Source organism: Nocardia sp. NBC_01377 (assembly GCF_045040005.1).
GTDB classification, from domain to species: domain Bacteria; phylum Actinomycetota; class Actinomycetes; order Mycobacteriales; family Mycobacteriaceae; genus Nocardia; species Nocardia noduli.
This window is the reverse complement of sequence record NZ_CP109566.1, coordinates 3,017,634-3,041,214: the sequence shown is the minus strand read 5'-3', so window position 1 is coordinate 3,041,214 and position 23,581 is coordinate 3,017,634. Positions and strand designations below refer to the sequence as shown.

The 23,581-nt window shown below is 67.7% G+C and carries 19 protein-coding genes and 3 pseudogenes; 7 read left to right on the top strand and 15 right to left on the bottom strand.

Features of this window, described 5'->3' with window-relative positions; genetic code table 11:
- Window positions 1–783: 783 nt before the first annotated feature.
- The 4 genes and pseudogenes from OG225_RS14145 to OG225_RS14130 all read right to left on the bottom strand — a co-directional run bounded on the left by OG225_RS14145 (window position 784) and on the right by OG225_RS14130 (window position 5,191).
- Window positions 784–1,442: pseudogene (locus OG225_RS14145) on the bottom strand (response regulator).
- Window positions 1,439–1,975, bottom strand: coding sequence for a sensor histidine kinase (locus OG225_RS14140; RefSeq protein ID WP_405182081.1), 537 nt, complete (start codon window positions 1,973–1,975; stop codon window positions 1,439–1,441). The pseudogene OG225_RS14145 and the gene OG225_RS14140 overlap by 4 nt, the downstream one beginning before the upstream one ends.
- Window positions 1,938–4,202, bottom strand: a complete 2,265-nt coding sequence (locus OG225_RS14135) for an ATP-binding cassette domain-containing protein (RefSeq protein WP_405182080.1) — start codon at window positions 4,200–4,202, stop codon at window positions 1,938–1,940. Before OG225_RS14135 ends, OG225_RS14140 begins: the two co-directional genes overlap by 38 nt.
- Before the next feature lie 101 nt (window positions 4,203–4,303).
- On the bottom strand, window positions 4,304–5,191 hold the full coding sequence (locus OG225_RS14130) for an alpha/beta fold hydrolase (RefSeq protein WP_405182079.1): 888 nt from the start codon (window positions 5,189–5,191) through the stop codon (window positions 4,304–4,306).
- A 168-nt stretch (window positions 5,192–5,359) separates the two neighbouring features.
- On the opposite strand from OG225_RS14130, the gene OG225_RS14125 reads away from it, so the two are divergent.
- Window positions 5,360–7,564 (top strand): molybdopterin-dependent oxidoreductase, encoded by a 2,205-nt coding sequence (locus OG225_RS14125; RefSeq protein WP_405182078.1) that lies wholly within the window; start codon window positions 5,360–5,362, stop codon window positions 7,562–7,564.
- A 3-nt stretch (window positions 7,565–7,567) separates the two neighbouring features.
- On the opposite strand, the gene OG225_RS14120 is transcribed toward OG225_RS14125, so the two are convergent.
- Window positions 7,568–7,954 (bottom strand): hypothetical protein, encoded by a 387-nt coding sequence (locus tag OG225_RS14120; RefSeq protein WP_405182077.1) that lies wholly within the window; start codon window positions 7,952–7,954, stop codon window positions 7,568–7,570.
- Between the two features lie 152 nt (window positions 7,955–8,106).
- Window positions 8,107–9,000: an alpha/beta fold hydrolase gene (locus OG225_RS14115; protein WP_405182076.1), complete on the bottom strand. Its 894-nt coding sequence runs from the start codon at window positions 8,998–9,000 to the stop codon at window positions 8,107–8,109.
- Between the two features lie 189 nt (window positions 9,001–9,189).
- Between OG225_RS14115 and OG225_RS14110 the strand changes: the two genes are divergently transcribed.
- Entirely contained in the window at window positions 9,190–11,052 is a 1,863-nt protein-coding gene (locus tag OG225_RS14110; protein WP_405182075.1) for a Na+/H+ antiporter, read from the top strand.
- Window positions 11,053–11,092: 40 nt separating this feature from the next.
- Here the strand turns inward: OG225_RS14110 and OG225_RS14105 are convergent, their stop codons facing one another.
- A complete protein-coding gene (locus OG225_RS14105) occupies window positions 11,093–11,641 on the bottom strand; it encodes a TetR/AcrR family transcriptional regulator (protein WP_405182074.1) in 549 nt (182 codons plus the stop codon).
- A gap of 203 nt (window positions 11,642–11,844) precedes the next feature.
- Here OG225_RS14105 and OG225_RS14100 point away from each other — a divergent pair, with 203 nt between their 5' ends.
- Window positions 11,845–12,489, top strand: coding sequence for a TetR/AcrR family transcriptional regulator (locus OG225_RS14100; RefSeq protein ID WP_405182073.1), 645 nt, complete (start codon window positions 11,845–11,847; stop codon window positions 12,487–12,489).
- A gap of 47 nt (window positions 12,490–12,536) precedes the next feature.
- A complete protein-coding gene (locus tag OG225_RS14095) occupies window positions 12,537–13,193 on the top strand; it encodes an enoyl-CoA hydratase-related protein (RefSeq protein ID WP_405182072.1) in 657 nt (218 codons plus the stop codon).
- Between the two features lie 30 nt (window positions 13,194–13,223).
- Here OG225_RS14095 and OG225_RS14090 read toward each other — a convergent pair whose 3' ends face one another.
- Window positions 13,224–13,937 (bottom strand): dienelactone hydrolase family protein, encoded by a 714-nt coding sequence (locus OG225_RS14090; protein WP_405182071.1) that lies wholly within the window; start codon window positions 13,935–13,937, stop codon window positions 13,224–13,226.
- A gap of 141 nt (window positions 13,938–14,078) precedes the next feature.
- Between OG225_RS14090 and OG225_RS14085 the strand changes: the two genes are divergently transcribed.
- Window positions 14,079–14,567, top strand: coding sequence for an FBP domain-containing protein (locus tag OG225_RS14085; protein ID WP_216911352.1), 489 nt, complete (start codon window positions 14,079–14,081; stop codon window positions 14,565–14,567).
- 286 nt (window positions 14,568–14,853) lie between these two features.
- Here OG225_RS14085 and OG225_RS14080 read toward each other — a convergent pair.
- The 4 genes and pseudogenes from OG225_RS14080 to OG225_RS14065 all read right to left on the bottom strand — a co-directional run.
- Window positions 14,854–15,702: pseudogene (locus tag OG225_RS14080) on the bottom strand (alpha/beta fold hydrolase); the annotation flags it as partial.
- Between the two features lie 71 nt (window positions 15,703–15,773).
- Window positions 15,774–17,165 carry an RNA polymerase sigma factor gene (locus tag OG225_RS14075; protein WP_405182070.1) on the bottom strand — a complete coding sequence of 464 codons (1,392 nt, stop codon included), beginning with the start codon at window positions 17,163–17,165 and terminating at the stop codon, window positions 15,774–15,776.
- On the bottom strand, window positions 17,162–17,518 hold the full coding sequence (locus tag OG225_RS14070) for a YciI family protein (protein WP_405182069.1): 357 nt from the start codon (window positions 17,516–17,518) through the stop codon (window positions 17,162–17,164). The genes OG225_RS14075 and OG225_RS14070 overlap by 4 nt, the downstream gene beginning before the upstream one ends.
- Window positions 17,515–17,886 carry a YciI family protein gene (locus tag OG225_RS14065; RefSeq protein WP_405182068.1) on the bottom strand — a complete coding sequence of 124 codons (372 nt, stop codon included), beginning with the start codon at window positions 17,884–17,886 and terminating at the stop codon, window positions 17,515–17,517. Before OG225_RS14065 ends, OG225_RS14070 begins: the two co-directional genes overlap by 4 nt.
- A gap of 187 nt (window positions 17,887–18,073) precedes the next feature.
- Between OG225_RS14065 and OG225_RS14060 the strand changes: the two genes are divergently transcribed.
- Window positions 18,074–19,033 (top strand): TIGR03619 family F420-dependent LLM class oxidoreductase, encoded by a 960-nt coding sequence (locus tag OG225_RS14060; protein WP_405182067.1) that lies wholly within the window; start codon window positions 18,074–18,076, stop codon window positions 19,031–19,033.
- 29 nt (window positions 19,034–19,062) lie between these two features.
- Here the strand turns inward: OG225_RS14060 and OG225_RS14055 are convergent, their stop codons facing one another.
- Complete coding sequence (locus OG225_RS14055) at window positions 19,063–20,004, bottom strand: ATP-dependent DNA ligase (RefSeq protein WP_405183265.1); 942 nt, start codon at window positions 20,002–20,004, stop codon at window positions 19,063–19,065.
- A gap of 307 nt (window positions 20,005–20,311) precedes the next feature.
- Here OG225_RS14055 and OG225_RS14050 point away from each other — a divergent pair, with 307 nt between their 5' ends.
- Window positions 20,312–20,986, top strand: a complete 675-nt coding sequence (locus tag OG225_RS14050; RefSeq protein WP_405182066.1) for a GAP family protein — start codon at window positions 20,312–20,314, stop codon at window positions 20,984–20,986.
- Here OG225_RS14050 and OG225_RS14045 read toward each other — a convergent pair.
- A pseudogene (locus OG225_RS14045) lies at window positions 20,958–21,983 on the bottom strand (HAD-IC family P-type ATPase); the annotation flags it as partial. The gene OG225_RS14050 and the pseudogene OG225_RS14045 sit on opposite strands and share 29 nt — an antisense overlap.
- Window positions 21,984–22,073: 90 nt before the next feature.
- Window positions 22,074–23,312 carry a cysteine--1-D-myo-inosityl 2-amino-2-deoxy-alpha-D-glucopyranoside ligase gene (gene mshC / locus OG225_RS14040; protein ID WP_405182065.1) on the bottom strand — a complete coding sequence of 413 codons (1,239 nt, stop codon included), beginning with the start codon at window positions 23,310–23,312 and terminating at the stop codon, window positions 22,074–22,076.
- Between the last annotated feature and the right edge of the window lie 269 nt (window positions 23,313–23,581).

The window sequence follows — 23,581 nt, the reverse complement described above, 5'->3', positions numbered from 1 at the left end:
TTTACGGTGAATGGTGTTGGTATTCCAGCATTGCTCGATCTCTGGAAAGGAGGGCTTCATGGTCTTCACCCTTCGTGTACCGAGTGCCATTGCCCAAAGGCCCACCTGGTCACGTGTCGTCTCGATCCTCGGAAGCGCGTCCGCGCCGCGGACTCCGTCGACGGCGAACGAATCCGCCCACGTCACGGTCGGTATTCGCGAGACCGCCGCCCACTGAGGTAGCACCGAGGGCAGCGCACGCGATTCGTCCGTGTACCAGCCGAACTCGGGAATTCCGCAGCGCAGACGCCGGGCGAGCCCCGCGACGGTGCGATCACCATCATGTCGACACCGCGCGACCTCATCCCGCCTATCACGACCCCGCTCGAAATATTCGAGCGGGGTTCGCGCATTCCACCAACCCTCGAACCGGGTTCCGCGCGGTCGGCAGCTCCGCGTCGAGACCGATGCCCGCACGGGCAGCATGGGCCCGGCGCGACAATACGGTCGTACTAGGCGAACTCAGCCCACACGTCCGGATCACCCTGCCCACAGAGCCGTCTCGACATCTTCCGGCACATCGTTGCATTCGACGCATCCACGCGTGCCATGCCGATATCGACCGCGACAACGGTGCACCGAATGTCGAAACGATACCGGGACGTCACGATTCGGCATCGATGTCGTTGGCGCACCGCGAGATCGATCCGCGCACGACCGGTTCTCGCTCGCACACTTGCCGGCCACTCGACGTCGACATGCTCGCGTCCGCGGGATCTGTTGCCACATGAAGATTCGCCGCGGTCAGCCCGGTTGTACGAGTCTGGTTTCATAGGCGTAGATCGCCGCCTGTGTGCGATCACGCAGGCGCAATTTGTCCAGGACGCGCCCGACGTGGGTTTTCACGGTCTGCTCGGATATGACCAGTTCCGCGGCGATTTCGGCATTGGAAAGACCGCGGGCGATCAGGGTCAGCACGGTGGTCTCGCGCGCGGTCAGTCGCGCAGGCGGCGCGACCTCCGGTCTGTGGCCGGGCGGGCGACGGGCGATCTCGGCCAAAAGCCTGCGGGTGACCGAGGGCGCGAGCATGGCCTCACCCGGGTCACGACGCGGATCGCTTCGGCCAGAGCGGACGCGGAAGCATCCTCGAGCAGAAATCCACTGGCACCGGCCCGCAACGCCGCATAGACGTATTCGTCGAGATCGAAGGTGGTGAGCATGATGATCTTCGCGGAATTGCCCGAAACGGTCAGCCGCTCGGCCGCCGCCACGCCGTCCAGGACCGGCATGCGCACGTCCATGAGGACGATGTCGGGTCGCAATTCTTCGGCGGCATCGACAGCCGCGGCGCCGTAGACGGCCTGACCGACCACCTCGATTCCCGGTTGGGCGTCGACCAGTACCGCGAGTCCTTCCCGCACCAAACGCTGATCGTCGGCGATCAGCACGCGGATCGTGGTCATCGCGGGTCCGTGACCGGCAGTGTCGCGGCCACCCGGAACTGTCCGCTGGGCGTCGGGCCGTCGGTCATGGTGCCGCCGTGCAACGAAACACGTTCACGCATACCGATCAGTCCCTGACCCGCGCCGGAGTCGATGACCGGCACGCCGTCGTTGTCGACTTCGATGCGCACCTCGTCGTCGGACACCACGACACACACCCGGATCGCGGCGCCGGGAGCGTGCCGGACCGCATTGCTCATCGCCTCCTGCACGATTCGATACGCCGACAGTTCGACACCGGGGGTCAGCGACGCATACCTTCCGCTGACTTCCATGTCGACGCTGGTTCCGGTAGCGCGCACGGAGTCGGCCAATCGGTCCACCTCCGCCAGGGTCGGTTGCGGCAGGACCCCCGTGTCCTCGGAACGCAGTACGCCCAGTATCCGCCTCATCTCACCCAACGCGGTGACGGCGCTTTCGCGAATGGCCACCAGTGTCTGCGGTGTCGTCGCCGGATCACGGAACCGCGCCGCCTCGGCCTGGATCGCGATCACCGACATATGGTGTGCCACCACGTCGTGGAGTTCGCGGGCGATTTTCGCCCGTTCGGCCAGCACTGCCGAATGTGCGCGTTCGTGGCGCAGACTGCGCCGCGGTCAGCCCGTGCACCGCGGCCCCGGCGACCATGACGAGGCCCGCCAGCACACCCAGTTCCAGCACACCCGAAATTCCGTCGGGTGGCCGCATTCCGACCGCCAGCGCCCCGCCTGCGGCGACCGTCGCGGCCCAACATCCCGCCGCGCCCCGCACACCGACCCGCAGCGACACCACACCGAGGACGATCAGGTAGCTGTTGAACATCGCGTCGACCCACAGGCTCCCACTCACCCACACCGAGGACGACACGACGGCGGCTGTCGACGTCGCCCACGCGGCGGGCGACACCCGCAATGCGAGCACCACCGACAATGCCTGTACCAGCGCGGCGCCGAGCGCTTGCCGGTCCGACAGGGCGGTGTCGGAGTCCAAGGTGTGCAACACGATCGCGAAGACCCCCACCGCCGCCGCCAGGGTGGCAGCGACGAGCGCCGCACCGGGTGCCGACGCTGCCACGGCGTAACGTTTCATACGTCCCTGGCCTTCGAACAGCCGGACCGCGCCCACGAATCCGATCACGACGAATCCGCACAGCGCCACGAGGGCACCCCACCCGCCGAGCCACCCGGCCGCGACGGCGGGCGCGTCCGAACCGCTCGCCAATTCGGCGACGACGGCCGCCGGGCCGGAACCCGAAATCCAGCGCCCCGACTCTCCGAACAGCGGACCGATCAGATCCGGCAGGATCGGCACGGCGAGCATGATCGCCACCGCCGCGGCTGAGCTGCGCACGAGCGCGGCGACCGCCACGCCGAGGCAGGCCGACGCGGTGTAGCAGAACGCGATACCGAACAGTGCGGGAAAGACCGCGCCGGTCGGATATCTCGTCGAGTCGAGCAGCGCCCTCCCGAGCAGCACCGCCGCACCGGTGGCCGCGCAACCGACGATCGTGGCGACCGACGCCGCCGCTTTCGCGCCGAGCACAACGAAACGAGCACAACGAAACGACGCGGGGTCGCCGCCAGCACCGCGCGTATCGTTCCCGCCGAATACTCCGTGGTCACCAGCAGTGCGCCCCACCCGCCGATCAGAGCGACGCCCAGCACGGCACCGCTCGACGCACCGCCGAAAACGGTGTCGTCGGGCGGCAGACTCTCGGTCAGCCCGACCAGGACAGCGACCGCGGGAGCGACACAGAACGCGATCACCGGCAGCACGGCCAGCGAACGGACCGAGACCATCTTGGCCACCTCGGACCGGATCTGCGCCCACGACATCACGCCACCTCCCATGTCGGTACTGCCCGTGCGGTGCGACCATCTCGGTGTAGACGTCTTCGAGCGTCGCCCGGACCGTTGCTAATTCGGTGACGACGATGCCGAGTTCGACGGCCCTGGCACCGATAGTCGCCACCGGCAACCCGTGCACCAGCAGTCCGTCGCCGTCACGTTCGACAGTCGCGCCGTCGACGATCAGCGCCGCCGTCAGGCGATCGTCCGCGAGACTGCGAACGCGGACGGTGTGCGGCGAATGCCTGGCGAGGAAATCCGCCATCGGTTCGTCGGCCAGTATTCTGCCCGCCCCGATGACCAGTAGACGATCGGCGCTCGATTGCATTTCGCTCATGACATGACCGGCGACCAATACCGTGCGGCCCTGCGCCGCCATCTCGTGTAGCAACGTGCGCAGCCATCGGATGCCTTCGGTGTCGAGCCCGTTCATCGGCTCGTCCAGGATCAGTATCTCCGGATCCCCCAGCAGCGCCGCCGCGATACCGAGTCGCTGCCGCATACCGAGCGAGAATCCGCCGACCCGACGCCGTGCGACCGATGTCAATCCCACGAGTTCGAGCACTTCGTCGACACGCCGGGCACGGATCGCGTTGCTGTGCGCGAGTATCACCAGGTGCGCCCGCGCGGTGCGCCCGCCGTGCACCGCGCCCGCGTCGAGCAGCGCGCCGACGGTGCGCAGCGGGTGACGCAATTCGCGACAGTGCCGCCCGCCGACGCGTACCGTGCCCGCAGTCGGACGGTCGAGGTCCAGCATCATTCGCATGGTCGTCGATTTGCCGGACCCGTTCGGACCGACAAATCCGGTCACCGTGCCCGGTCCGACCCGGAACGGCACACCGGACACCGCCGGTGTGCCGCCGAAGACTTTCGTGAGATTCGTTGCCTCGATCACCCGGTCAACGCTAGAAAACCGGGAACGCGAGCACATCCCGCGCGGGAGCGGTTTCCTGATGTCCCTCTCAGGTATCACCCGCGCCTGGCGCTCCGGTTGGCTCAGTTCTTCCGGAAATGGGTCAGGAGGTATTCGGCGACCGTTCCCGGACGTTCGGCCTGGAGAAAATGGCCGCACCGGGGTATGAGCACCGATTCCGCGCCGACGCTGTCGGACAGCGCCCGCTGCAAGCCGGGATGCACGCATCCGTCGTCGGCGCCCGCGAGAGCCAGGGTGGGCAGGGCGGCGGGTGGGGCGGTGAGTACCCGGTAGAAATCGCGGGTTTCGGGGCGGTGCGCGCGAAACAGCGCGCGGTAGTACCTGGTGGTGGCCCAGCCGAGGCGACGGTCGGTGAAGACGGCGCGGACCGGGGCGAATTGGGTTTCGGTGAACGCCCATCCCGGCGACCAACGCGACCAGAGCGCGCGCACGAGCGCCGCGTCCGAACGCGCGAGCAGGCGCGGCGACAGCCCGGACTGCGTCAGACCGATATAGGACGACATCACCGCCTGTTTCGGCAGATACGGCAGCGTCGACAGCGCGCCCGCCGTGCCGCCGAACGGCGGAACGGCGAGCAGACTCAGCGAACGCCACTGCGCCGTCCTGGTCTTCGCGAGGTGGATGGCCGCGAACGCGCCCCAGTCGTGGCCGACCAGATGCGCGGGCGCGCCACCGAGGCAACGGTGCCAGATCGCGATGTCCTCGGCCGCGGCGGGTATGTCGTAGCGCGCGCCGCGGTCGTAGCCGCCGAGGGTGTAGCCGCGCAGCCACGGTGCGAGAACCTGGTAGCCGGCCGCCACCAACGGCGGGACGACCTCGTCCCAGCCGTGCGGGGTATCGGGAAATCCGTGCAGCAGGACGACCGGCGTCGCGTCCGGATCGCCGAATCGACGCGCCGTCAGGGTGAGTCCGTCCCGCGACCGCGTCGTTTCGGTGCGCTCGGATGTCATCGGAATCCTCATCGTCACGCACCGTAACGCCCGGCGGCATGTCACGACGGGGGTTTCACGCCTGGCCGGGTGACGCACCGGCAGATCATCGGCCGAAACCGGACCCGGGGACCTCGGTGCGCGCGGTAGCCTGTCTGCAAGCGACTCCAGAAGAAGAGGCACTAACTTATGGGCGCCACAACGATTGCGCGACAATGCACTCTGTGTGAAGCACACTGCGGAATTCTGGTCAGCGTCGAAGACGATCGGGTCACGTGGATCGAAGGTAATCCCGACGATGTGCTGTCCAAGGGCTACATCTGCCCGAAGGCGACGGCGATGGGCGGACTGCACCACGATCCCGATCGATTGCGCACGCCGGTGCGCCGGGTCGGTGACGGATTCGAACCGATCGGGTGGGACGAGGCGTTCCGGGAGATCGGCAAACGTCTGCGCGGCGTGCGCGCCGAACACGGAAACAGCGCCATCGGCATGTACCTCGGCAATCCCGCCGCGCACAGTTCGTCGGTGATCTACGGCGGCCTGCTGCGCATGGTGCTGCTGACCAAGAATTTCTACACCGCCTCCTCCATCGACCAGTTCCCGCAGGAATTCGTGGCGTGGCGGATGTTCGGATCGAATGTGCTGATGCCGGTCACCGATATCGACCGCACCCACCGCCTGGTGGTACTCGGCGCGAATCCCGCGGTGTCGAACGGGTCGATCACGACCATGCCCGGCGCGAAACAGCGCATCAAGGATGTCCGGGGTCGGGGCGGGACCGTGGTGGTCATCGATCCCCGGCGTACCGAGACCGCGCGCCTTGCCGACGAACACGTCGCGGTCACGCCGGGCGGTGACCCCTACCTGCTGCTCGCGATGCTGCACGTGCTCGTCACCGAGAAATTGTGCGACGAGCGCGGGATCGCCGCCATGTGCTCGGGCTGGGGCGATATCAGGGCCCTGGTCGCGGGTTTCACACCGGACCAGGCAGCCCCGCACGCGGGCGTCGACGCCGACACGATCCGACGACTGGCGCGCGACCACGCGGCCGCGCCGTCCGCGGTCATGTACGGCCGGATCGGGGTCTGCCAGACGGTGACCGGCACGCTCACCCACTGGCTCATCAACACCATCAACGCCGTCACCGGAAATCTCGACCGGCCGGGCGGGCAGATGTTCACCACGCCGCCGGTGGACGCGACGCGCTTCGGCAAATACCTGCCGGTCGCGCACGGGGCCTGGACCGATGATTCGGGCACCTTCAAATCGTTCCGGTCGGAGCTGCCGGTGGGGGCGCTCGCCGATCAGATCCTCGGCGACGGCGACACCAAGATCCGCGCGATGATCACCTACGCGGGCAATCCCGTGCTGTCGACACCTCAGCGCGGGCGACTCGCCTCGGCGCTGGACACGCTCGATTTCTATGTGGCCGTCGATATGTATGTCACCGAGACCAGCAGGCACGCCCATATCATCCTGCCGCCGATCTCACCCCTGGAACGCGAAGACCTCGACATCCTGATGCCGGTGTTCAGCGTGCGCAACAATCTGCGCTACAACCGACGGGTCTTCGAACCGCCCGCCGACGGCCTGGAGGACTGGGAGATCATGGCGCGGCTGGTGAGCGAGCTGCTGCCGCTGCCGGCCCGCGCGCTGACCACCCGGTTCGTGAACTCGCTGTTCGACAAGGTGAGTCCGCTGCGCCTGTCGGCGCTGGGGATCGCGGCCGGTCCGTACGGGGTACTGCGACGTGGGCGGTCCGGGCTCACGGTCGCCAAGGTGCGCGAGAGCGCGGGCGGCATCGATCTCGGACCGCTGCTGCCGAGGCTGCGCACGCTCATCGGCACCCGCGATCGCAAGGTGCGCTTGGCACCCGAGGATTTCGTGACCGCCGCGGCGGCGCTCATCGAGGCTGCCGGCGACGAACCGGGCGCGGCCCACATCGCGGACGGATTCGACCTGAGACTGATCGGCCGCCGCCACCTGCGCAGCAACAATTCGTGGCTGCACAACCTTCCGTCCATGATGAAGGGCCGCCCACGCTGCACCGCGCTGATGCATTCCGGCGACGCCGCCGATCGCGGACTCGATGACGGCGCACCGGTGACCGTCACCTCGAAACACGGCGCGATCGTGGTGCCGCTGGAGATCAGCGACGACATCCGGCGCGGCACGGTGGCGATACCGCACGGATGGGGTCACGCCGAACCCGGTGTCGGCTGGTCGGTGGCGGCGGCGCAGCCGGGCGCGAACGTCAATCTGTTGCACGATCCCGCGGCCGTGGACACTTTCTCCGGAAACGCGGCGGTCAACAGCACGTGGGTGGCGGTGAACGCCGCGCCGTCGCAGACCGCCTCCACGGCCGTGACCGCGGTGTCGACGGTCGGGTGATCGTCACACCGTAGCCACGGTCACCCGGTAGCCGACACGGATCTCACGTCCGATATGCGCGCCGCCGAACAGATTCAGCCATCTGCTCGTGCCGCCGCGCGGATCGGGCAGGTAGGCGGCGCGTACCCACTCGACACCGAACGGGTACGCCCCGGATGCGGCGGTGGCGGTGCCCGTCATCAATGACGCCTCGGCCCAGACGCGCGGCTCGTCGGCGTCACCGATGAGCGGTGGCGCGTCGGGCAGGGCGAAACCGAACGAGTCGGCGGGCGCACCCGAGGACTGGAACATGATGCCGGTCACGAACATGCGCACGGTTCCGCTGTACACCAGACAGTCCGGCGTCAACTGGAGAGGCAGGGCGGGCTGCAGTTCGAAACGGAACGCCATGTGCCGACTGTACGACGACCGGCGGCGATTGTCCGGACAAACAGCCCGGACCGATTCCGAATATCGCACGGGGGCAAGGTAACTCGCGATTCACCCCGGCGGGATAGGCGCTCGCGCGTCGGCGCGGAATCGAACTCGTCCGCGCCGCGCGTTCACCGCACCCGTGTTCCGTGGAACTCCAGGATCGCCTGCAACGTCTGCTCCGCGGCCTCCAGCTGGGGGTAGTGCCCGACCTTCGGCAGTTCGACCACGTCCGGGTCCGGGATCAGTTCGCGATACCGCTCGACCATGTGCGCGCCGGACACCGGATCGAGCGATCCGTCGATCAGGCGTAGCGGCACGGTCGTCTCACGCAGCGCGCCCACCCATCGCTCACGAAACTTCCTGCGTTCGGCCATGTACCGGATCAACTTGTGCCCGTTACGTTTTCCGTGCTTGCTGCACCAGAGAATCCAGAACTGGGCGAGTGCCTCGGCGTCGGGTTTGGTCTCCGGACCGAAAACCCCGGCCAGGCTGCGCGCGAAGGTGCGTTCGGAGCCGAGCACACCCACCAGCGGACCGGCCGGGCCCGCGAGCAGTCGTTGCACCGGGCGTGGACGATGTGTCTCCGGGAAGAGTCCGCCGTTGAGCAGGCAGACCGATTCGACGACGAGGGAATCGTCACCGTGGCCGCGGCGGTCGTCGGCGCGAGCGAGCAGTTCCTGCGCCACGGTGTCGCCGTAATCGTGCGCCAGGATGTGGTAGCGACCGATCCCGTGTTCGCGGAGCAACTGTTCGTGCAGGTCGGCCTGATCGGCGATGGTGTAGTCGTAGTTGCGGGGTTTGGCCGACCAGCCGAAGCCGATCATGTCGGCGGCGATCACCCGGGCGAATCGGGTGCACAGGCCCGGCCAGATCGCGTGCCAATCCCAGGACGCGGTCGGGAAACCGTGGATACACAGTAGGACCTCACCGTCGGTTCCGGTGCCGCCGTCACGCCAGAAGATCTGATGGCCGCGATGGGTGAATCGGCGTCCGGTAGCCCGCCAGGATGCGAATTCCTCCATTCTTGCCTCCTTGTATGTACCGACTTCGACTTGGTGTACCGATAAGCATCGCGCGCGCATCCCCGCCGCCACAGCGGTTCGGGCGGACGCGGCGGATGTCGTTCAGTGGATCGAATTCGCCGACGACGCACCCGCCGTTTGCCAGGCGCTGCCGGTCGCCGACTCGCGAAGATCATCGGCTCTGGAAGAATGCGACCGGTGCATGTCGCGATCGAGCTGGTTGCCCTCGTTGCCACGGCGACGGCCCTGGCAGCGCTCGCGCGGCGGTTCGGGATATCCGAACCGCTCGTGCTGACGCTCGCCGGGGTTGCCGCGTCGTATCTGCCGTTCGTCCCCGAGGTTCATCTCGATCCGGAGATAGTACTGCTCGGACTGCTGCCGCCGTTGCTTTATACGGCGGCGATCCGAACCTCGCTCGTCGATTTCCGTGCCGATATGCGCAATATCGCGCTGCTGTCGGTCGGATTGGTGTTGTTCAGCGCCTTCGCGGTCGGCGTCGTCGTGTGGTGGTTGCTTCCGGTGCCGTTCGCGGTCGCCGTCGCACTCGGCGCGGTGGTGGCCCCGCCCGACGCGGTCGCCGCGACGGCGGTGGCGCGACGGATCGGGATGCCGCGGCGGATCGTCACCCTGCTCGAGGGCGAATCGCTGTTCAACGACGCGACGGCGCTGGTGACGCTGCGTACCGCCATCGCGGCCGCGGCGGGCACCTACGAGATGTGGCGCGCCGGGCTCGACTTCCTGGTGGCCGCGGGTGGTGGCGCGGCTGTCGGTGTCGCGGTGGCCTATCTGCTCGCGCTGTTGCGGCGGCGGATCTCCGATCCGGTACTCGACACCACGCTGTCGTTCCTCGCGCCGTTCCTGGCCTATCTGCCCGCCGAGGAGTTGGGCGCGTCCGGTGTCATCGCGGTGGTCGTCTGCGGCATCATCCTCGGGCACAATGCCCCGGTCTGGCAGAGCGCGGCCTCGCGTATCGCCGAACGCACCAACTGGAACACCATCCAGTTCATCCTGGAGAGTTCGGTCTTCCTCATCATCGGCCTACAGGTGCGGGCGATCCTGGAGGGTGCGTGGTCCAGCGGGCTCGATCGCGGCACACTCGTCGTCACGGCGGTCGCGGTGCTGGCGACGGTCGTACTCGCCCGTCCGCTCTGGATATTCCCGTGGGCGCTGCTGTGGCGGGTGACCGGCAGCGACGACACACCGATGACCTATCCGGCGGTGGTGTCGTGGGCCGGGATGCGCGGCGTGGTCACGCTGGCGGCGGTCCTGCTGCTGCCCGAGGACACCCCCCAGCTTCCCGTCCTGAAGATGCTCGCCCTGGTCGTGGTCGCGGGAACGCTACTGCTACAGGGGACTTCGCTGCCGTGGCTGGTGCGATTGCTGAAATTGCGCGGTCCGAGCCGGGCCGAGGACGCGCTACAGAAGGCGAGTCTGCTCCAGCAGGCGGTGTCGGCGGGGCTGGCGGAACTGGATCGGCGGATCACCCCGGAGACACCGGAGGCGGTCGTCCTGTCGTTGCGCGAGCGTGTCACCTGGCAGACCAACGCCGCCTGGGAGCGGCTGGGCCGGTCCGAATCCGAACAGGTGACGCCGACCGCCGAATACCGTCGCCTGCGGTTGGCGATGTTGCGCGTCGAGCGGGAAACCGTACTGCGGGTGCGTGATTCGGGCACCCTCGACTACGAGATCCTGCAACATGTGCTGGCCAGGCTCGATCTGGAGGAATCCATGATCGACCGGTTCGACGAGGCCGAGGAGGAAAACGCCGAGTCGCTCAGCGGGCCGGGCACGACGGAGAACTGCGAGCACCTGCTCGCCGCGCCGATGTTCCTGCGCCAGGACGGACCGGACGAATGCGCCGAATGTCTGGCCGAGGGTCTGGTCTGGGTGCATCTGCGCATGTGCCTGACGTGCGGGCATATAGCCTGCTGCGATTCCTCGCCGGGAAATCACGCGACCGTGCATTACGGCTCCACCGCGCATCCGGTGATGCGCAGCGTGGAGCCCGGCGAAGCATGGCGGTGGTGCTACGTGGACGAACTATTGGGCTGAACGGTTCGTAACCTGTTGTACCGCTTCGGTCGTCGTCCGGTCAGCGGCGCGCGTAGGAATAGATGAGCCTGGCGTATTGCGCGAGGAGTTGCTCCAACGACACGTCCTCGCCGCGCGCGGCGAGTTGCTGGTGGCCGACCAGCATCGCCATGCCCAGCGAGGTAACGACGGCGGTGGTCTCGTCGTCGCCGACGACGCCCTTGATCGCCTTGTGCACGGTGCGGCGACGGGATTCGTCGACTCGCTTGAGCGCCAGACCGACCGACTCGTCGTTGCCCGCCCACGCCCTGATGGCGGCCTCGGCCGCGTGGTGCAGGCCCGAGGCCAGATCCGACATCGCGCGGATATCGTCGTCGGGGTTGCCCTGGTTGAACCGCAGCGTGCGCAGGATCAGCACCTGACGGTTCTCCCAGTGCTCGAGCAGTGCGTCGACGAAACCCTGCCAGCTACCGAAATGGTGGTAGAACGACCCGCTGGTGACGCCGAGTCTGCGGCACAGCACCCCGATATTGAGGCCCTTGAAGCCGAGTTCGGCCAGCACCGCCAGTGCGGTGTCGAAGTACTGCTCCTTGGTGACCACTCGTGACATTCGGGTGCCGTTCTGTGCGTGCGGACGGGGGGCAGAGGCCCGAACAGTACCCCATCGTACTGTCCGCGTATTCACACATAACGAAATCGATGGTGCGCCTCTTCGAGCCGCCGAGTTAGCTGTTACCGAATGAAATACCCAGCGCCAGTGGACAAGAGGAGTCGGTTTGTATAACAGAGCAACTGCTCTGTTATAGTCGTGCCATGCCCCGCCCCCGGATCCACGACCCCGGCGCCGTCCTCGACGCCGCGGAGTCGATCGCCGCGCGATCCGGACCCGCCGCCGTCACGATTCGCGCCGTCGCCCAGGCCACCGGCATGTCCAACGGCGCGCTCTACCACAACTTCGGATCACGGGCGGAAGTGCTGGGCCACACCTGGTTACGCGCCGCGCGACGCTTCCTCGACGTGCAGACGGAACTGGTCGAGCCGGACGATGCCGCCGCGCCTTCCGAGCGGCGACACCCCGCCGATTCGCCCGACGCCGCCGTCGAGGCGATCGTCGCCGCGGCGCTGGCACCGGCGGTGTTCACCGAGCGATTCCCGGATTCGTCCCGCTTGCTGCTCACGGTGTCGCGGGAACAGTTGCTCGACGAGGAACTACCCGAGGCGCTCGCCGCCGAACTCGCCGACGCCGACAAGGCGCTGGTGCGACTACTGGTCCGATTGGCGCGCCGACTGTGGGGGCGCGGTGACCGGCGCGCCGTCGCGGTCGTCACCACCTGCGTGGTCGACCTGCCCACCGCGATCCTGCTGCGTCGCGAACGCCTGGCCGACCCGTTCGCCCTCGAACAGCTCGGCGCCGCCGTGCGTGCCGTACTCGCCGTCGGACCTCCGCCCCGATCCTGAACGACCAGTCCCCCATCGACTTTCGCCCACGACACACAGGAGTGCACATGACCGGCCTCGATTACCACGACAAGATCGCCGTCCTCGACCTCGGCGCCGACGAGAACCGTTTCTCGCCGGATTTCCTCGACGAGGTGAACGCACATCTCGACACCGTCCTCGCCGACGGAGCCACGGGCCTGGTGACGACCGCGAGCGGCAAATTCTACTCGAACGGACTCGACCTGGACTGGCTCGGCGCCAACGCGGACCGCACCGCCTGGTACGTGGGCCGGGTGCAAGCGCTGTTCGCCCGCGTTCTCACCCTGCCGATCCCGACCGCGGCCGCGTTGCCCGGCCACGCGTTCGGCGCGGGCGCGATGCTGGCCATCGCCCACGACAACCGGGTGATGCGCGCCGACCGCGGCTACTTCTGCTTCCCCGAGGTCGACATCCACATCCCGTTCACCCCGGGAATGGCCGCGCTCGTGCAGGCCAAGCTGTCACCGAAGACGGCCGTCGCGTCCATGACGACCGGCCGCCGCTTCGGTGGCGCCGACGCCTCCGCGGTCGACATCGTCGACGCCACGGCCGGTGAGGGCGAGGTCACCACCGCGGCCATCGCGATGCTCGCGCCGTTGGGCGCGAAGGACCAGGCCACACTCGGCGCGATCAAGAACACGATGTTCGCGTCGGCGGTGGCGGCATTGACCGCCGATTCCTAGCCGCGCGAACAACTGCTCGGGCGCGTCATGTCATTCCGGGGAATCTCCCGGTGTCGAGGTGAGGTGGGTGTCGAAGAAGTCGAAGATGCGACGCCAAGCGTCCCTGGTCGCGTCCTCGTCGTGGCCGATTCCCACCACCCGCAGCAGGCGATCACCGGGAAAGACGTTCGCGAATCCGTGCGTCACGCCGGGATAGGTCTTGATGTCGTGGGCGACGCCCTGCGCGGTGAGCACCGCATCGAGGCGGTCCGCTGCCCCGATCAACGACGGATCGAGCGCGGCGTAACTGGCCACCACCGGGCAGGAGCCCTCCAGTAGCTCGCGGTAGTCGCCGTAGAGACCGGGATAGAACGGGGCCGAGACGTCGAAACCGCGCGGCGCGGTCAGCAGCGCGAATCCACCGCCGAGGCAGAAACCGATGACGGCGGTGCGTCCGGTGCACTGCGGATCGGCGACGAGATGGTCGCGGGCGCGCAGGATATCGCGGACCGGTGCGCCGGAGCCGGTGAACATCAGGGCGCGCACGATGGCGCGGATACAGCGAACATGTCCGCGCGAGAACAGATTCGGCGCCACCACGAGATAGCCGTAGTCGGCGAGCATCTCGACGGTGCCGCGGACATCCGCGTTCGGCCCCAGGGCGTCGTGCAGCACGACCACGCCGGGCCAGGGACCGTCACCGGTCGGGCGCGCCACGATCGCTTCGATGGGTCCGTCGGGCGCGTCGAGCACGATGGTGTTCATATCCCCCGAACCTATTGGACTGTCTCAGACGTGTACAGCGCGACATACCGGATTCGGCGCGGCGGAAAATGCTTTGTCCCGGGGCCGGACCGGCCGTAACGTCCTTGGGGTTTGTCCACCGACCGAAAGGATCGATACAGCATGGAACCCGTCACCGAACGCGACATCAGGTCGTCGTTCGTCAACTGCTCGAAGGGGGACGCGAAGCGACTACCGGTGCCGAGGGATCTCGACGATCGTCCCTGGGACGACCTCGATTTCCTCGGCTGGAGCGATCCCTCGCTACCCGGCCGCTGCTATCTGGTCACCCCGAACGACGAGGGACTCGTCGGCGTCGCGTTGCGCTACGAAACAGGCGGCTCGGGCCGCACCCAGATGTGCGCGATCTGCCTGACCAGCCACACCGGCGGCGGTGTGTCGCTGCTCACCGCGGCCAAGGCGGGCGAATCCGGGCGGCGCGGCAATTCGATCGGCACCTACATGTGTACCGATCTGGCCTGTTCGCTCTACGCCCGCGGGATCAAGAAGCCCGCGCTGGGCAACCGCTATCGCGAGGATCTGACGCCGGAGGCCAAGATCGATCGCGTCGTCGTGAATCTGAACGCCTTCCTCACGCGCCTCTACGCCTGAGCCACCCCGCGGCCACGCCGCCCACCCGAACGGAGGTAGATGCCATGTGCCGACACTCAGCGACGGGGCAGAGCCCGCACCCCGGGCCACGAAATTCCCGGGGTGCCACCGGCTCCTCGTCGGTCGAGAAGGCCCGGTCGTACCGGACCCTCTCGTGCGCCGAGGATCACCCGAACGGACTTTCCGCGTACACAAGAGCAATGCGCACCGGTGCCCGGCGACTGCCCGTGCGGGCTCACAAGTGGTCCGCATCGATGATCGCCGGGGCGAACGGGCGTGGGGCCTCCTACGGGACGTTGTGCCCGATGCCGTCCAGGACGCGGTGTTCGTATTCTCCGGTGACCTTGTCACGGTAGGTCTTGCCGTCTCGGGCGGCGCCGTCGAAGTCGCTGGCCAGGGTGATCGCCGGAACGGAGACGGCGGGTCCCGTCGCGAGCAGGCGCTCATAGGCGTCGTATCGAGGTTCACCCGGTGCGAGGGTCAAGCGCCATCGGTAGTTGGAGATGACGACGTCGACGTGGTCCGGATTGTCGAAGGCCGCGGCACCGCGGTCATAGGTGGCATCGTCGAAATTCCACCGAGGCGAGGCACGGTTCCAGATGAGCCTGTTGAAGTCGTGCCGGTTGCGGATGCAGCCGAGGCGGCCCCGTTCGGTGGCGAAATAGTACTGATACCACCAGCCGAGTTCGGCTTCCGGCGACAGTGGTTGCCGCTGCGCCGCCTGCTCGGTGACGATATATCCGCTCACCGCGACGATCGCCTTGCGGCGCTGCGGCCACAATGCCGCGATGATGTCGACAGCTCTTGCGCCCCAATCGAATCCACCGGGCACGGCGCTGTCGATGTGCAATGCGTCCATGAAGTCGACGATGTCGCGGGCGATCGCCGACTGCTGACCGTTGCGGACGGCCAGCGGCGACAGAAAAGTGGTCGGGCCGTAGCCGCGCAGGAACGGGACGAGCACCCTGTAGCCGGCGTCTGCCAGCAGCGGGCCCACCTCGGCGTAGCTGTCCGGGTCGTAGGGCCAGCCGTGCAGCAGGATGACAGGCCGCCCGGTGGCGGGACCGAATTCGGCGTAACCGACGTCGAGCACACCCGCCTCGATCTGCTTGATCGGACCGAGTTGTGCGAAGGGTGGTTGTCATCGTCATCGTGGGTATCCTCGGAAGCTGAGTGTTCGGTGCCCGAGCAGGGTCGGGTCAGCAACTAGGACAAGTCATCGCGACGAAATGTGACATCGCCCCGCGTGGTCTCCTCGGACAGGCGAGGCACGCGGCGGAGGTCGCCGAGCGCGACATCGGCCGCCGCGCTGTCCTCGGTGTCGTGACCGGCCCGGTCGAAGGTGGCGGTGCCACTGCGCAGCCGGTCGGCCCGATCGAGTAGGTAGCGCTGTTCGGGCAGGCTCGTGGTCCGTCGCGCGGCGGCGAGGTAGGTGTCGTAGGCGCCGGTGTTGTCGCCGCTCAACTCCAGTAGGTGCGCGCGGACCGCGTACAGGCGATGATGTCCGGCCATCCGGGCGTCGGCGTCCAAACCGTCCAGCAGTTCCAGACCGGCGTGCGGGCCGTCCGTCATCGCGACGGCCACGGCGTGGTTGAGCGTCACCATCGGGTTCGGCGCGATGCGGCCGAGGATTCCGTAGAGCGTGCGGATCTGCTTCCAGTCGGTGTCCTCGGCGCGCGGCGCCTCGACGTGCAGCGCCGCGATCGCGGCCTGAAGTTGGTAGGGCCCGAGCTCCGAGCGCCGCATGGCGTCGGTAACCAGGTCCACGCCTTCCTCGATCGCCTCGGTGTCCCAGTGGGAGCGATCCTGTTCGGCGAGCGGGATCAGACCGCCGTCGCCGTCGACGCGTGCCTGTCGGCGTGCGTCGGTCATCAGCATCAACGCGAGCAGGCCCGCCACCTCGCCGTCGTCGGGGAGTGCGTGGTGCACCGCGCGGGTGAGCCGAATCGCTTCGGAGGTCAGGTCGTCACGCCGCAGATCGGGGCCGGAACTCGCGGTGTAGCCCTCGTTGAATATCAGGTACAGCACGTGTAGGACGGCGCCCAGCCGTTCGGCGTATTCCTCACCCTCTGGCATCCGGAAGCTCGACCCCGCGGCCCGAATCCGCTGTTTGGCGCGACTGATCCGCGGTCCCATCGTCGCCTCCGGTACGAGGAAGGCCCGCGCTATCTCGGCGGTTCCGAGTCCACCGACCGCGCGCAGGGTGAGCGCGATCCGCGACGCTTCGGTCAACGTCGGATGGCAACACAGGAACAGCAGGGTCAGTGTGTCGTCGCGGTCGCCGGGACCGGTTTCATCGGGCGGTGGGGCGAGAAGCGCATCCGGGCCGTCGCGGACGGCGGCCATCTCCTCGCGTCGGCGACGCGCTTGTTCACTGCGGACGTGATCGACCACTCGGCGGGAGGCGACCGTGACCAGCCAGGCCCGTGGGTCCTCGGGCGTCCCGTCGATCGGCCACTGCTTCACGGCCGCCACCAGCGCTTCCTGGACGGCGTCCTCGCAGGTGTCGAACGTGTCGTAACGACGCAGCAGCACCCCGAGGACCCGCGGTGCCAGCTCGCGCAGCAGGATTCCCAGATCCTCGGGGGCCACCGTCACATCTCCCAGCCCGCGGTGCTCATCAGCGGTCGTATCTCCACCGCGTGCAGTCGCGTCGCCGGATGCGAGGCGGCCAGTTCCACCGCACGCGCGAGGTTCTCGCAGTCGAGCACGTAGCAGCTCGTCGCGTAGGTCGCCCCGACGTACGGTCCGTCGGAGACGAGCACAGCATCGTCGCGGTATCGGACGACCGTGTTCGTCGACGGGTCGGCGAACACGTGTGCGTCGACCAGTTCGCCCGACCTCGCCACCGTGGCGGCGAACTCCTCGTCTTCGGCGGTACGGACGCGGTGCGGCACGGCCTGTGCGTCCGGGTCCGCCGCGCCGACGTAGACGTTCAGCAAGAACTTCACGGCGTGTCCAGATCGGCCCGATCACTGGAGAAGACCACCTGGCGCACCTCTATGCCGAGTCCTTCCACCGCGGCGTCCGGGATCATCCCGGCCAGTTCCAGGGCCCGCTCCCGGCTCTCGCACTCGACCAGGTAATAGCCGCCCAGATACTCCTTGGCCTCCAGGTAGGGGCCGTCGGTCACCGTCCGCGCACCGTTCCTGACGCCGACCACGACGCTGTCGGAGATATCGGCCAACGCGGCGCTGCCGAGCATCTCCCCGGACGCCTTGATCGTGTCCATGAAGGCGCCGTGCCCGCTCATCACCTCTTGGCGCTCGGCGTCTGTGAGCGCGTCCCAGATCAGCGGGTTCATATGCATGATCAGCATGAACTTCATCGTGTCTCTTCCCTTGCCGATGCGGCGCCCCGACGGCCCGCTCACCGATGAGTCGTAGCGGCCGCATCGATCTTGACATCTGCCTCGAATTCGATCGGCGCAAGTTTCGCGGGTTCGTTCCGACCTCGATAGGGGCGACGCTCAGGACGCCCGCATCCCACCGAAGCGGAGAATCACGATGAACGTTCCGAGAATTGGTGTCGGCCTGCCGACTTTCGGCCCGCACGCCGGTCCCGACGCGATCACCCTGGTGGCCCGCGCGGCAGAGCGCTTCGGCTATCACGCCGTGTCGGTCAGCGAACGGCTTCTCATGCCTGTGTCGCCGACCACGGCACTGAAGGATGGTCTGCCCGAATCGCACGTGTGGGATCCGTTGGAGGCCCTGACGTGGGCCGCCGCGCACACCGACCGGATCCGCGTGATGTCTGGAGTCGTGAACTCGATCTTCCAGCCACCGATCGTGCTCGCGCGCAGACTCGCCACCCTCGATCGTCTCTCCCGAGGTCGACTCGACGCCGGTATCGGACAGGGCGGCGGAGGCACGGCCGACTCGTCCTGGATGATCCCGGAGGAATTCGAGGCGGCGGGTGTTCCGCTCGATCGCCGCGGTGCCGGGTTCGTCGAGCACGTCGCGGCGATGCGCGCCTGCTGGCGCAGCGACCCGGTGGAGTTCGACGGCGCGTACTACCGCATTCCGAAGGCCGCGGTCGGCCCCAAACCGTGGGCGGACACGATCCCGCTGTATTTCGGCGCGATGGTCCGCTCGACGATCGAACGGGCGGCGTCCCTCGCGGACGGATTCGTCACCGTCGCGCTGGACTGGGACGAGACCCGCACCAGAGTCGGCTGGTATCGGGATGCGGGAGGTAGCGGAACCGTCGTCGTCAACACCTTCCAGCTCTACCCCGGCGGTGAACCCGACAGCCCGACCATGTTCACCGACGCCGTACTCGCGGACCTCGACCGCGCCGCGAAGATCGGGGCCGACGACATGCACATCACGCTCAACCTGGCCTCCGTTCATCCGGAACGCCAGGTGGAACTGCTGGGTGCACTCGCGGACACGCTCGGTCGGGGAACACAGTGGCCGCCGTCGGACTCCACGCCTGTGACGCGCGCCGGAAAGCCCGCAGGCTGAGGGAGACCTTCGTCGAGCGAACTCCGATGCTATACGGGCCATTTCACGTCGTCGGGGGTCTTGTCGATCCGTATCCCGCGCCAGCTCGGGTGACGGAGGCCGTCGCGGCTCGCTTCCCGGTACTCGATATCGGCGACGATACTCGGGGTCACCCAATGCGCGACGCGGGCAACGGGTTTCGGTGGATCGATATCGAAGGGACTGTCGGATCGAGCGAGCCGGTCCAGGCGCGCTTGCAGGGTGCGGCGATCCGACATCGTCCAACCGGTGCCGACATTGCCGATATGCACGAGTCGCCCGGCATCGTCGTGGGCGCCGAGGACAACCGAGCCGAAGGTCGTCGATAACCGTCCGGAACCGGGCAGCCAGCCCGCCACGATGGCCTCCGTCGTGCGCCGCAGGGCGGTCTTTATCCACGCGGGCGATCGAGTGCCGGGACGGTATACGGAGGTGACGAGTTTGCTGACGATACCTTCCAGGCCGTGTTCACCCGCCGTGGCGAGCATGGTCGCGGCGTCGACATCCGACCAGAACGGCGGGGTACGCACCCGGGGACCGGACAGTCCGAGGGTGTCGAGGTGTTCGCGACGTGCCAGATACGACGATCCCATCACCGGATCTCCGTCGATCTCGAGCACATCGAAGGCCAGGTATTCCACGGGAAACTCGCGCAGCAGATCGGGTTTCGGATCAGCGACGTGCATCCGCCGCTGCAATCGCGCGAACGACGGCGCGCCGGTGCTGCGGTCGGGTGCGACGATCTCGCCGTCGGCCAGCACATCGCGTCCGTCGAGTACCGATCCCAGCGCCGCGACCAGTTCCGGGAAGGATCCGCTGATGTCGCGCCCGTTCCTGCTGTAGAACCGACAGTCTCCCCCGGCGGATCGCATGATCGCCCTGATGCCGTCCCATTTCAGTTCGATCGCCCATCGACCGGGGTCGTCGGGCGGCCGCCCAGCGGTCGCCAGCATCGGAGCCGGCACAGACACCACACTCTCGAGCGTATCTACAGCAAACTTTACTGTCCACATTTTCCGGCTTTGCCACATTCTGCCGCGCTGAATGCAGGGAGAACACATCAGGCCATTTCACACCCGATTATCTGCTCGTATCCGGCGCGCTCGGATACCGGAACATCGAAGGAAGACGGGATCGAATCCCGCAACAGAGGGGGTACTCCGCACTCATATGGTTACCGGTATTGCCTGTGCGGCCCGGCCGAACGCACCCCGGAACGCGATTTCCCGCCCGGGGCGTCTCACATAGGCTGGCCGGGCCATGCTCACTCTTCTCCTGGCCCTCGCGGGCTTCGCCTTCCTCGACTCCCTCGATGTGCTGTTGGTAGGAGTGACGACCGCGGTCGTGGCCGACAGCAGACTGGCGAGACGGTCACCGATACCGGGCGGAGCCAGTTTCCTCGGCGGGGTGTTCGCGGTCACCACGTCCTTCGGGCTGTGCACGGTACTCGGCATCACCTTCCTCACCGATCTCGTGGATTTCGAACTCACACCGACACTGCGGTACTGGGGTGAACTGGTCATCGGCCTGACCCTGATCGGGCTCGCGTGTGTGCGCGTCACGGCGAACGCCGAACCGCCCGCCTGGGCCAAGGAAGTACGGCGACGGCCGTGGGTGCTCGGATTGATGGGCGTGGCGATCGGGCTGGCGCAGGCTCCGACCGCGGTCCCCTACCTGGCCGCACTCGCGATGATCTCGGCCAGACATCCCCCGCTGTGGCCTCTGATCATCGTCGTCTACTGCGCGCTGGCCCTGGTACCGCCGCTGCTGGTACTGCTGCTGTCGGTGCGCCGGTCACCGCGCGCGCGGCGCGTCTATCGCGGCGTCGTCCGGTTCTTCAGTCGTTTCGGTCCGCTGTCGGTCCGCATCCTGTTCGCGCTCTTGGGACTGGGGCTGATCATCGATGTCATTCGGCATGCCGGTCGGCTGTGGTGACGGGACGGTCGCCGCGCGCGTTCGGGAGGCGAAGCCGCCGCAGTGACACGGCGTTGAGGGCGACGATCACGCTCGACCCCGACATCGCCATGGCCGCGATCTCCGGGCGCAAGGCGAGTCCGAACACCGGGTAGAAGACGCCGGCGGCGATCGGCAACGCGAGGGCGTCGCAGCCCGCCGCCCACGCCAGATTCTGGCGCATCTTGCGCACCGTGCCACGCCCGATCCGCAGCGCGGTCGGGACATCGAGCGGATCCGAGCGCATCAGGACCAGATCCGCGGTCTCGATCGCCACATCGGTACCCGCGCCGATGGCGATACCGAGATCCGCCTGCGCGAGCGCGGGCGCGTCGTTGACGCCGTCGCCGACCATGGCGACTTTGCGGCCACGGCGGTCGTATTCGGCGGTGAGCGCCGTGACGTCGATGCCCTCCCGATCGAGCAGACGCCGGTTGCCGACCGCGACGCGGCGACTGTCGACCGTGGCGATCGCACCGTGGCCGGGCACATTCTCGAATGCCGTCGCGGAATACTCCCCCGCGCCGGAACTCTCGGCGTGCCGCACGATGGCCGACGCCGGCGGATGTTCCGATTCGCGTTCCACCGCGGCGACCAGACCCAGCAGATCCGGGATCTCCGCGACGGTCACCACGTCGGTGACATCGGGTTCGCCCTTGGTCAGCGTTCCGGTCTTGTCCAGGACGACGACCTCGATCTTCGCCGACGCCTCCAGGGCGAGCGCGTTCTTGAACAGCACGCCGCGTTTCGCCCCGAGTCCGGTGCCGACCATGATCGCGGTGGGCGTGGCCAGGCCGAGCGCGTCGGGGCAGGTGATCACGACGACGGTGATCGCGAACAGCATGGCCTGGCTGAACGAGGCGCCTGCCAGCAGCCAGACGACCAGCGTCAGTCCGCCGCCGATCAAGGCGACCAGCACCAGCCAGAATGCCGCCCGGTCGACCGTATCGTTGACGGTGGCCCGAAGGCCCCGACGCTCGATCCTATACCCCCAGTGGGTACCGAGTTCGGATGGTGACCGGTAGCGCTCCCCGGACCGTCACGGCGGTCCGGGTCGGCGTGTTCGGAGTCAGAGGCGGATGCCCAAGAGCGCGTCCACCGCGGTGGCGATCGCGCGGGGGGCGTCGTTATCGGGGCCGCCGTATTCGAGCGCCTGCTGGGCCCAGTTGTCCACGGCGGCAAGCGCCTTGGGGGTGTCCAGATCGTCGGCGAGGTGTTGGCGCAGCCGGGCGACGGTGTCGGCGGCCGCGGGCCCGCTGGGTAACGTCGAAGCGCGACACCAGAGGTCGAGGCGGCGCTCGGCGTCGGCGAGCACCTCGTCGGTCCACATCCGGTCCTGCCGGTAGTGGCCCGCGAACAGTCCCAGGCGGATCGCGTCGGGGTCGGTGCCCGCGCGGCGCAGCTTGGAGACGAACACCAGATTGCCCTTGGATTTGGACATCTTCTCGCCGTCGAGCCCGATGAGCCCGGCGTGCACGTAGTGGCGTGCGAAGCGGCGTCCGGTCTCCAGCGCTTCGGCGTGCGCGGCCGAGTATTCGTGATGCGGGTAGATCAGATCGCTGCCGCCGCCCTGGATGTCGAATCCGGTGGAGATCCGGTTCAGGGCGATCGCCGCGCATTCGATATGCCAGCCGGGCCTGCCCGCGCCGAAGGGGGCGGGCCACGACGGCTCGTCCGGGCGGGCCGCGCGCCACAGCAGGGCGTCGATGGTGTCGTGTTTGCCGGGGCGGTCGGGGTCGCCGCCGCGCTCGGCGAACAGTCGTTCCATGGTGGCCCGGTCGTAACCGGACTCGTAGCCGAACTGCTCGTTGGCATCGACGCGGAAGTAGATATCCGGGTATTCGGTGTCGTCGACGATGTACGCGGCGCCCGAGGCGAGCAATTTCTCGACCAGTTCGACGACCTCGTCCACCGATTCGACCGCGCCGATGTACTCGCGCGGCGGGATGACCCGCAGTGCCGACATGTCCTCACGGAACAGATCGATCTCGCGGGCGCCCAGGTCGCGCCAGTCGATGCCGTCGCGGGCGGCGCGTTCGAACAGCGGATCGTCCACGTCGGTCACGTTCTGCACGTAGTGCACATCGTGGCCCGCGTCGCGCCAGAGGCGGTTGACCAGATCGAAGGCGAGGTAGGTGGCCGCGTGCCCGAGGTGCGTGGCGTCGTACGGGGTGATCCCGCAGACGTACATCGTGGCCGTCGGGCCGGGGGTGACCGGGCGAACCTGCCGGTCGGCGGTGTCGTACAACCGCAAGGGCGGACCTGTTCCGGGAACGGACGGGAGGGCGGTATCGGACCAGGACTGCATGATTCGAGGGTAAAGGTGTGGTCGCGGTCATCACCTGCCGCCCCGGCCCGAACGTGCCGACGCACCTGCGGAACGTCGGCGCGGACCTGCGTGAATGCGCCATGTTTCCGGGATGTCAACTGTTGAGGTCCCGAGGAGCCGAAAATTGCGGGACCTGCGGAAATTGTCGACCGACCGGTCCTAAATCTACCCGGCACGACGCGAAACGGATGCCATCAAATTGCCGCAGACCCGGGCCGCTCGCAACCCCTTCGGAGGGTGACCCGCGC

Bases quoted from the DNA above. Each gene is read 5' to 3' on its own strand.
- OG225_RS14100 (WP_405182073.1), top strand. From the start codon at position 11,845: ATGCCCCGCCCCCGGATCCACGACCCCGGCGCCGTCCTCGACGCCGCG.
- mshC (WP_405182065.1), bottom strand. From the start codon at position 23,312: ATGCAGTCCTGGTCCGATACCGCCCTCCCGTCCGTTCCCGGAACAGGT.
- OG225_RS14105 (WP_405182074.1), bottom strand. From the start codon at position 11,641: ATGTCACGAGTGGTCACCAAGGAGCAGTACTTCGACACCGCACTGGCG.
- OG225_RS14110 (WP_405182075.1), top strand. From the start codon at position 9,190: ATGCGACCGGTGCATGTCGCGATCGAGCTGGTTGCCCTCGTTGCCACG.
- OG225_RS14125 (WP_405182078.1), top strand. From the start codon at position 5,360: ATGGGCGCCACAACGATTGCGCGACAATGCACTCTGTGTGAAGCACAC.
- OG225_RS14115 (WP_405182076.1), bottom strand. From the start codon at position 9,000: ATGGAGGAATTCGCATCCTGGCGGGCTACCGGACGCCGATTCACCCAT.
- OG225_RS14090 (WP_405182071.1), bottom strand. From the start codon at position 13,937: ATGAACACCATCGTGCTCGACGCGCCCGACGGACCCATCGAAGCGATC.
- OG225_RS14130 (WP_405182079.1), bottom strand. From the start codon at position 5,191: ATGACATCCGAGCGCACCGAAACGACGCGGTCGCGGGACGGACTCACC.
- OG225_RS14060 (WP_405182067.1), top strand. From the start codon at position 18,074: ATGAACGTTCCGAGAATTGGTGTCGGCCTGCCGACTTTCGGCCCGCAC.
- OG225_RS14065 (WP_405182068.1), bottom strand. From the start codon at position 17,886: ATGCTGATCATGCATATGAACCCGCTGATCTGGGACGCGCTCACAGAC.
- OG225_RS14095 (WP_405182072.1), top strand. From the start codon at position 12,537: ATGACCGGCCTCGATTACCACGACAAGATCGCCGTCCTCGACCTCGGC.
- OG225_RS14120 (WP_405182077.1), bottom strand. From the start codon at position 7,954: ATGGCGTTCCGTTTCGAACTGCAGCCCGCCCTGCCTCTCCAGTTGACG.
- OG225_RS14055 (WP_405183265.1), bottom strand. From the start codon at position 20,004: ATGCTGGCGACCGCTGGGCGGCCGCCCGACGACCCCGGTCGATGGGCG.
- OG225_RS14050 (WP_405182066.1), top strand. From the start codon at position 20,312: ATGCTCACTCTTCTCCTGGCCCTCGCGGGCTTCGCCTTCCTCGACTCC.
- OG225_RS14085 (WP_216911352.1), top strand. From the start codon at position 14,079: ATGGAACCCGTCACCGAACGCGACATCAGGTCGTCGTTCGTCAACTGC.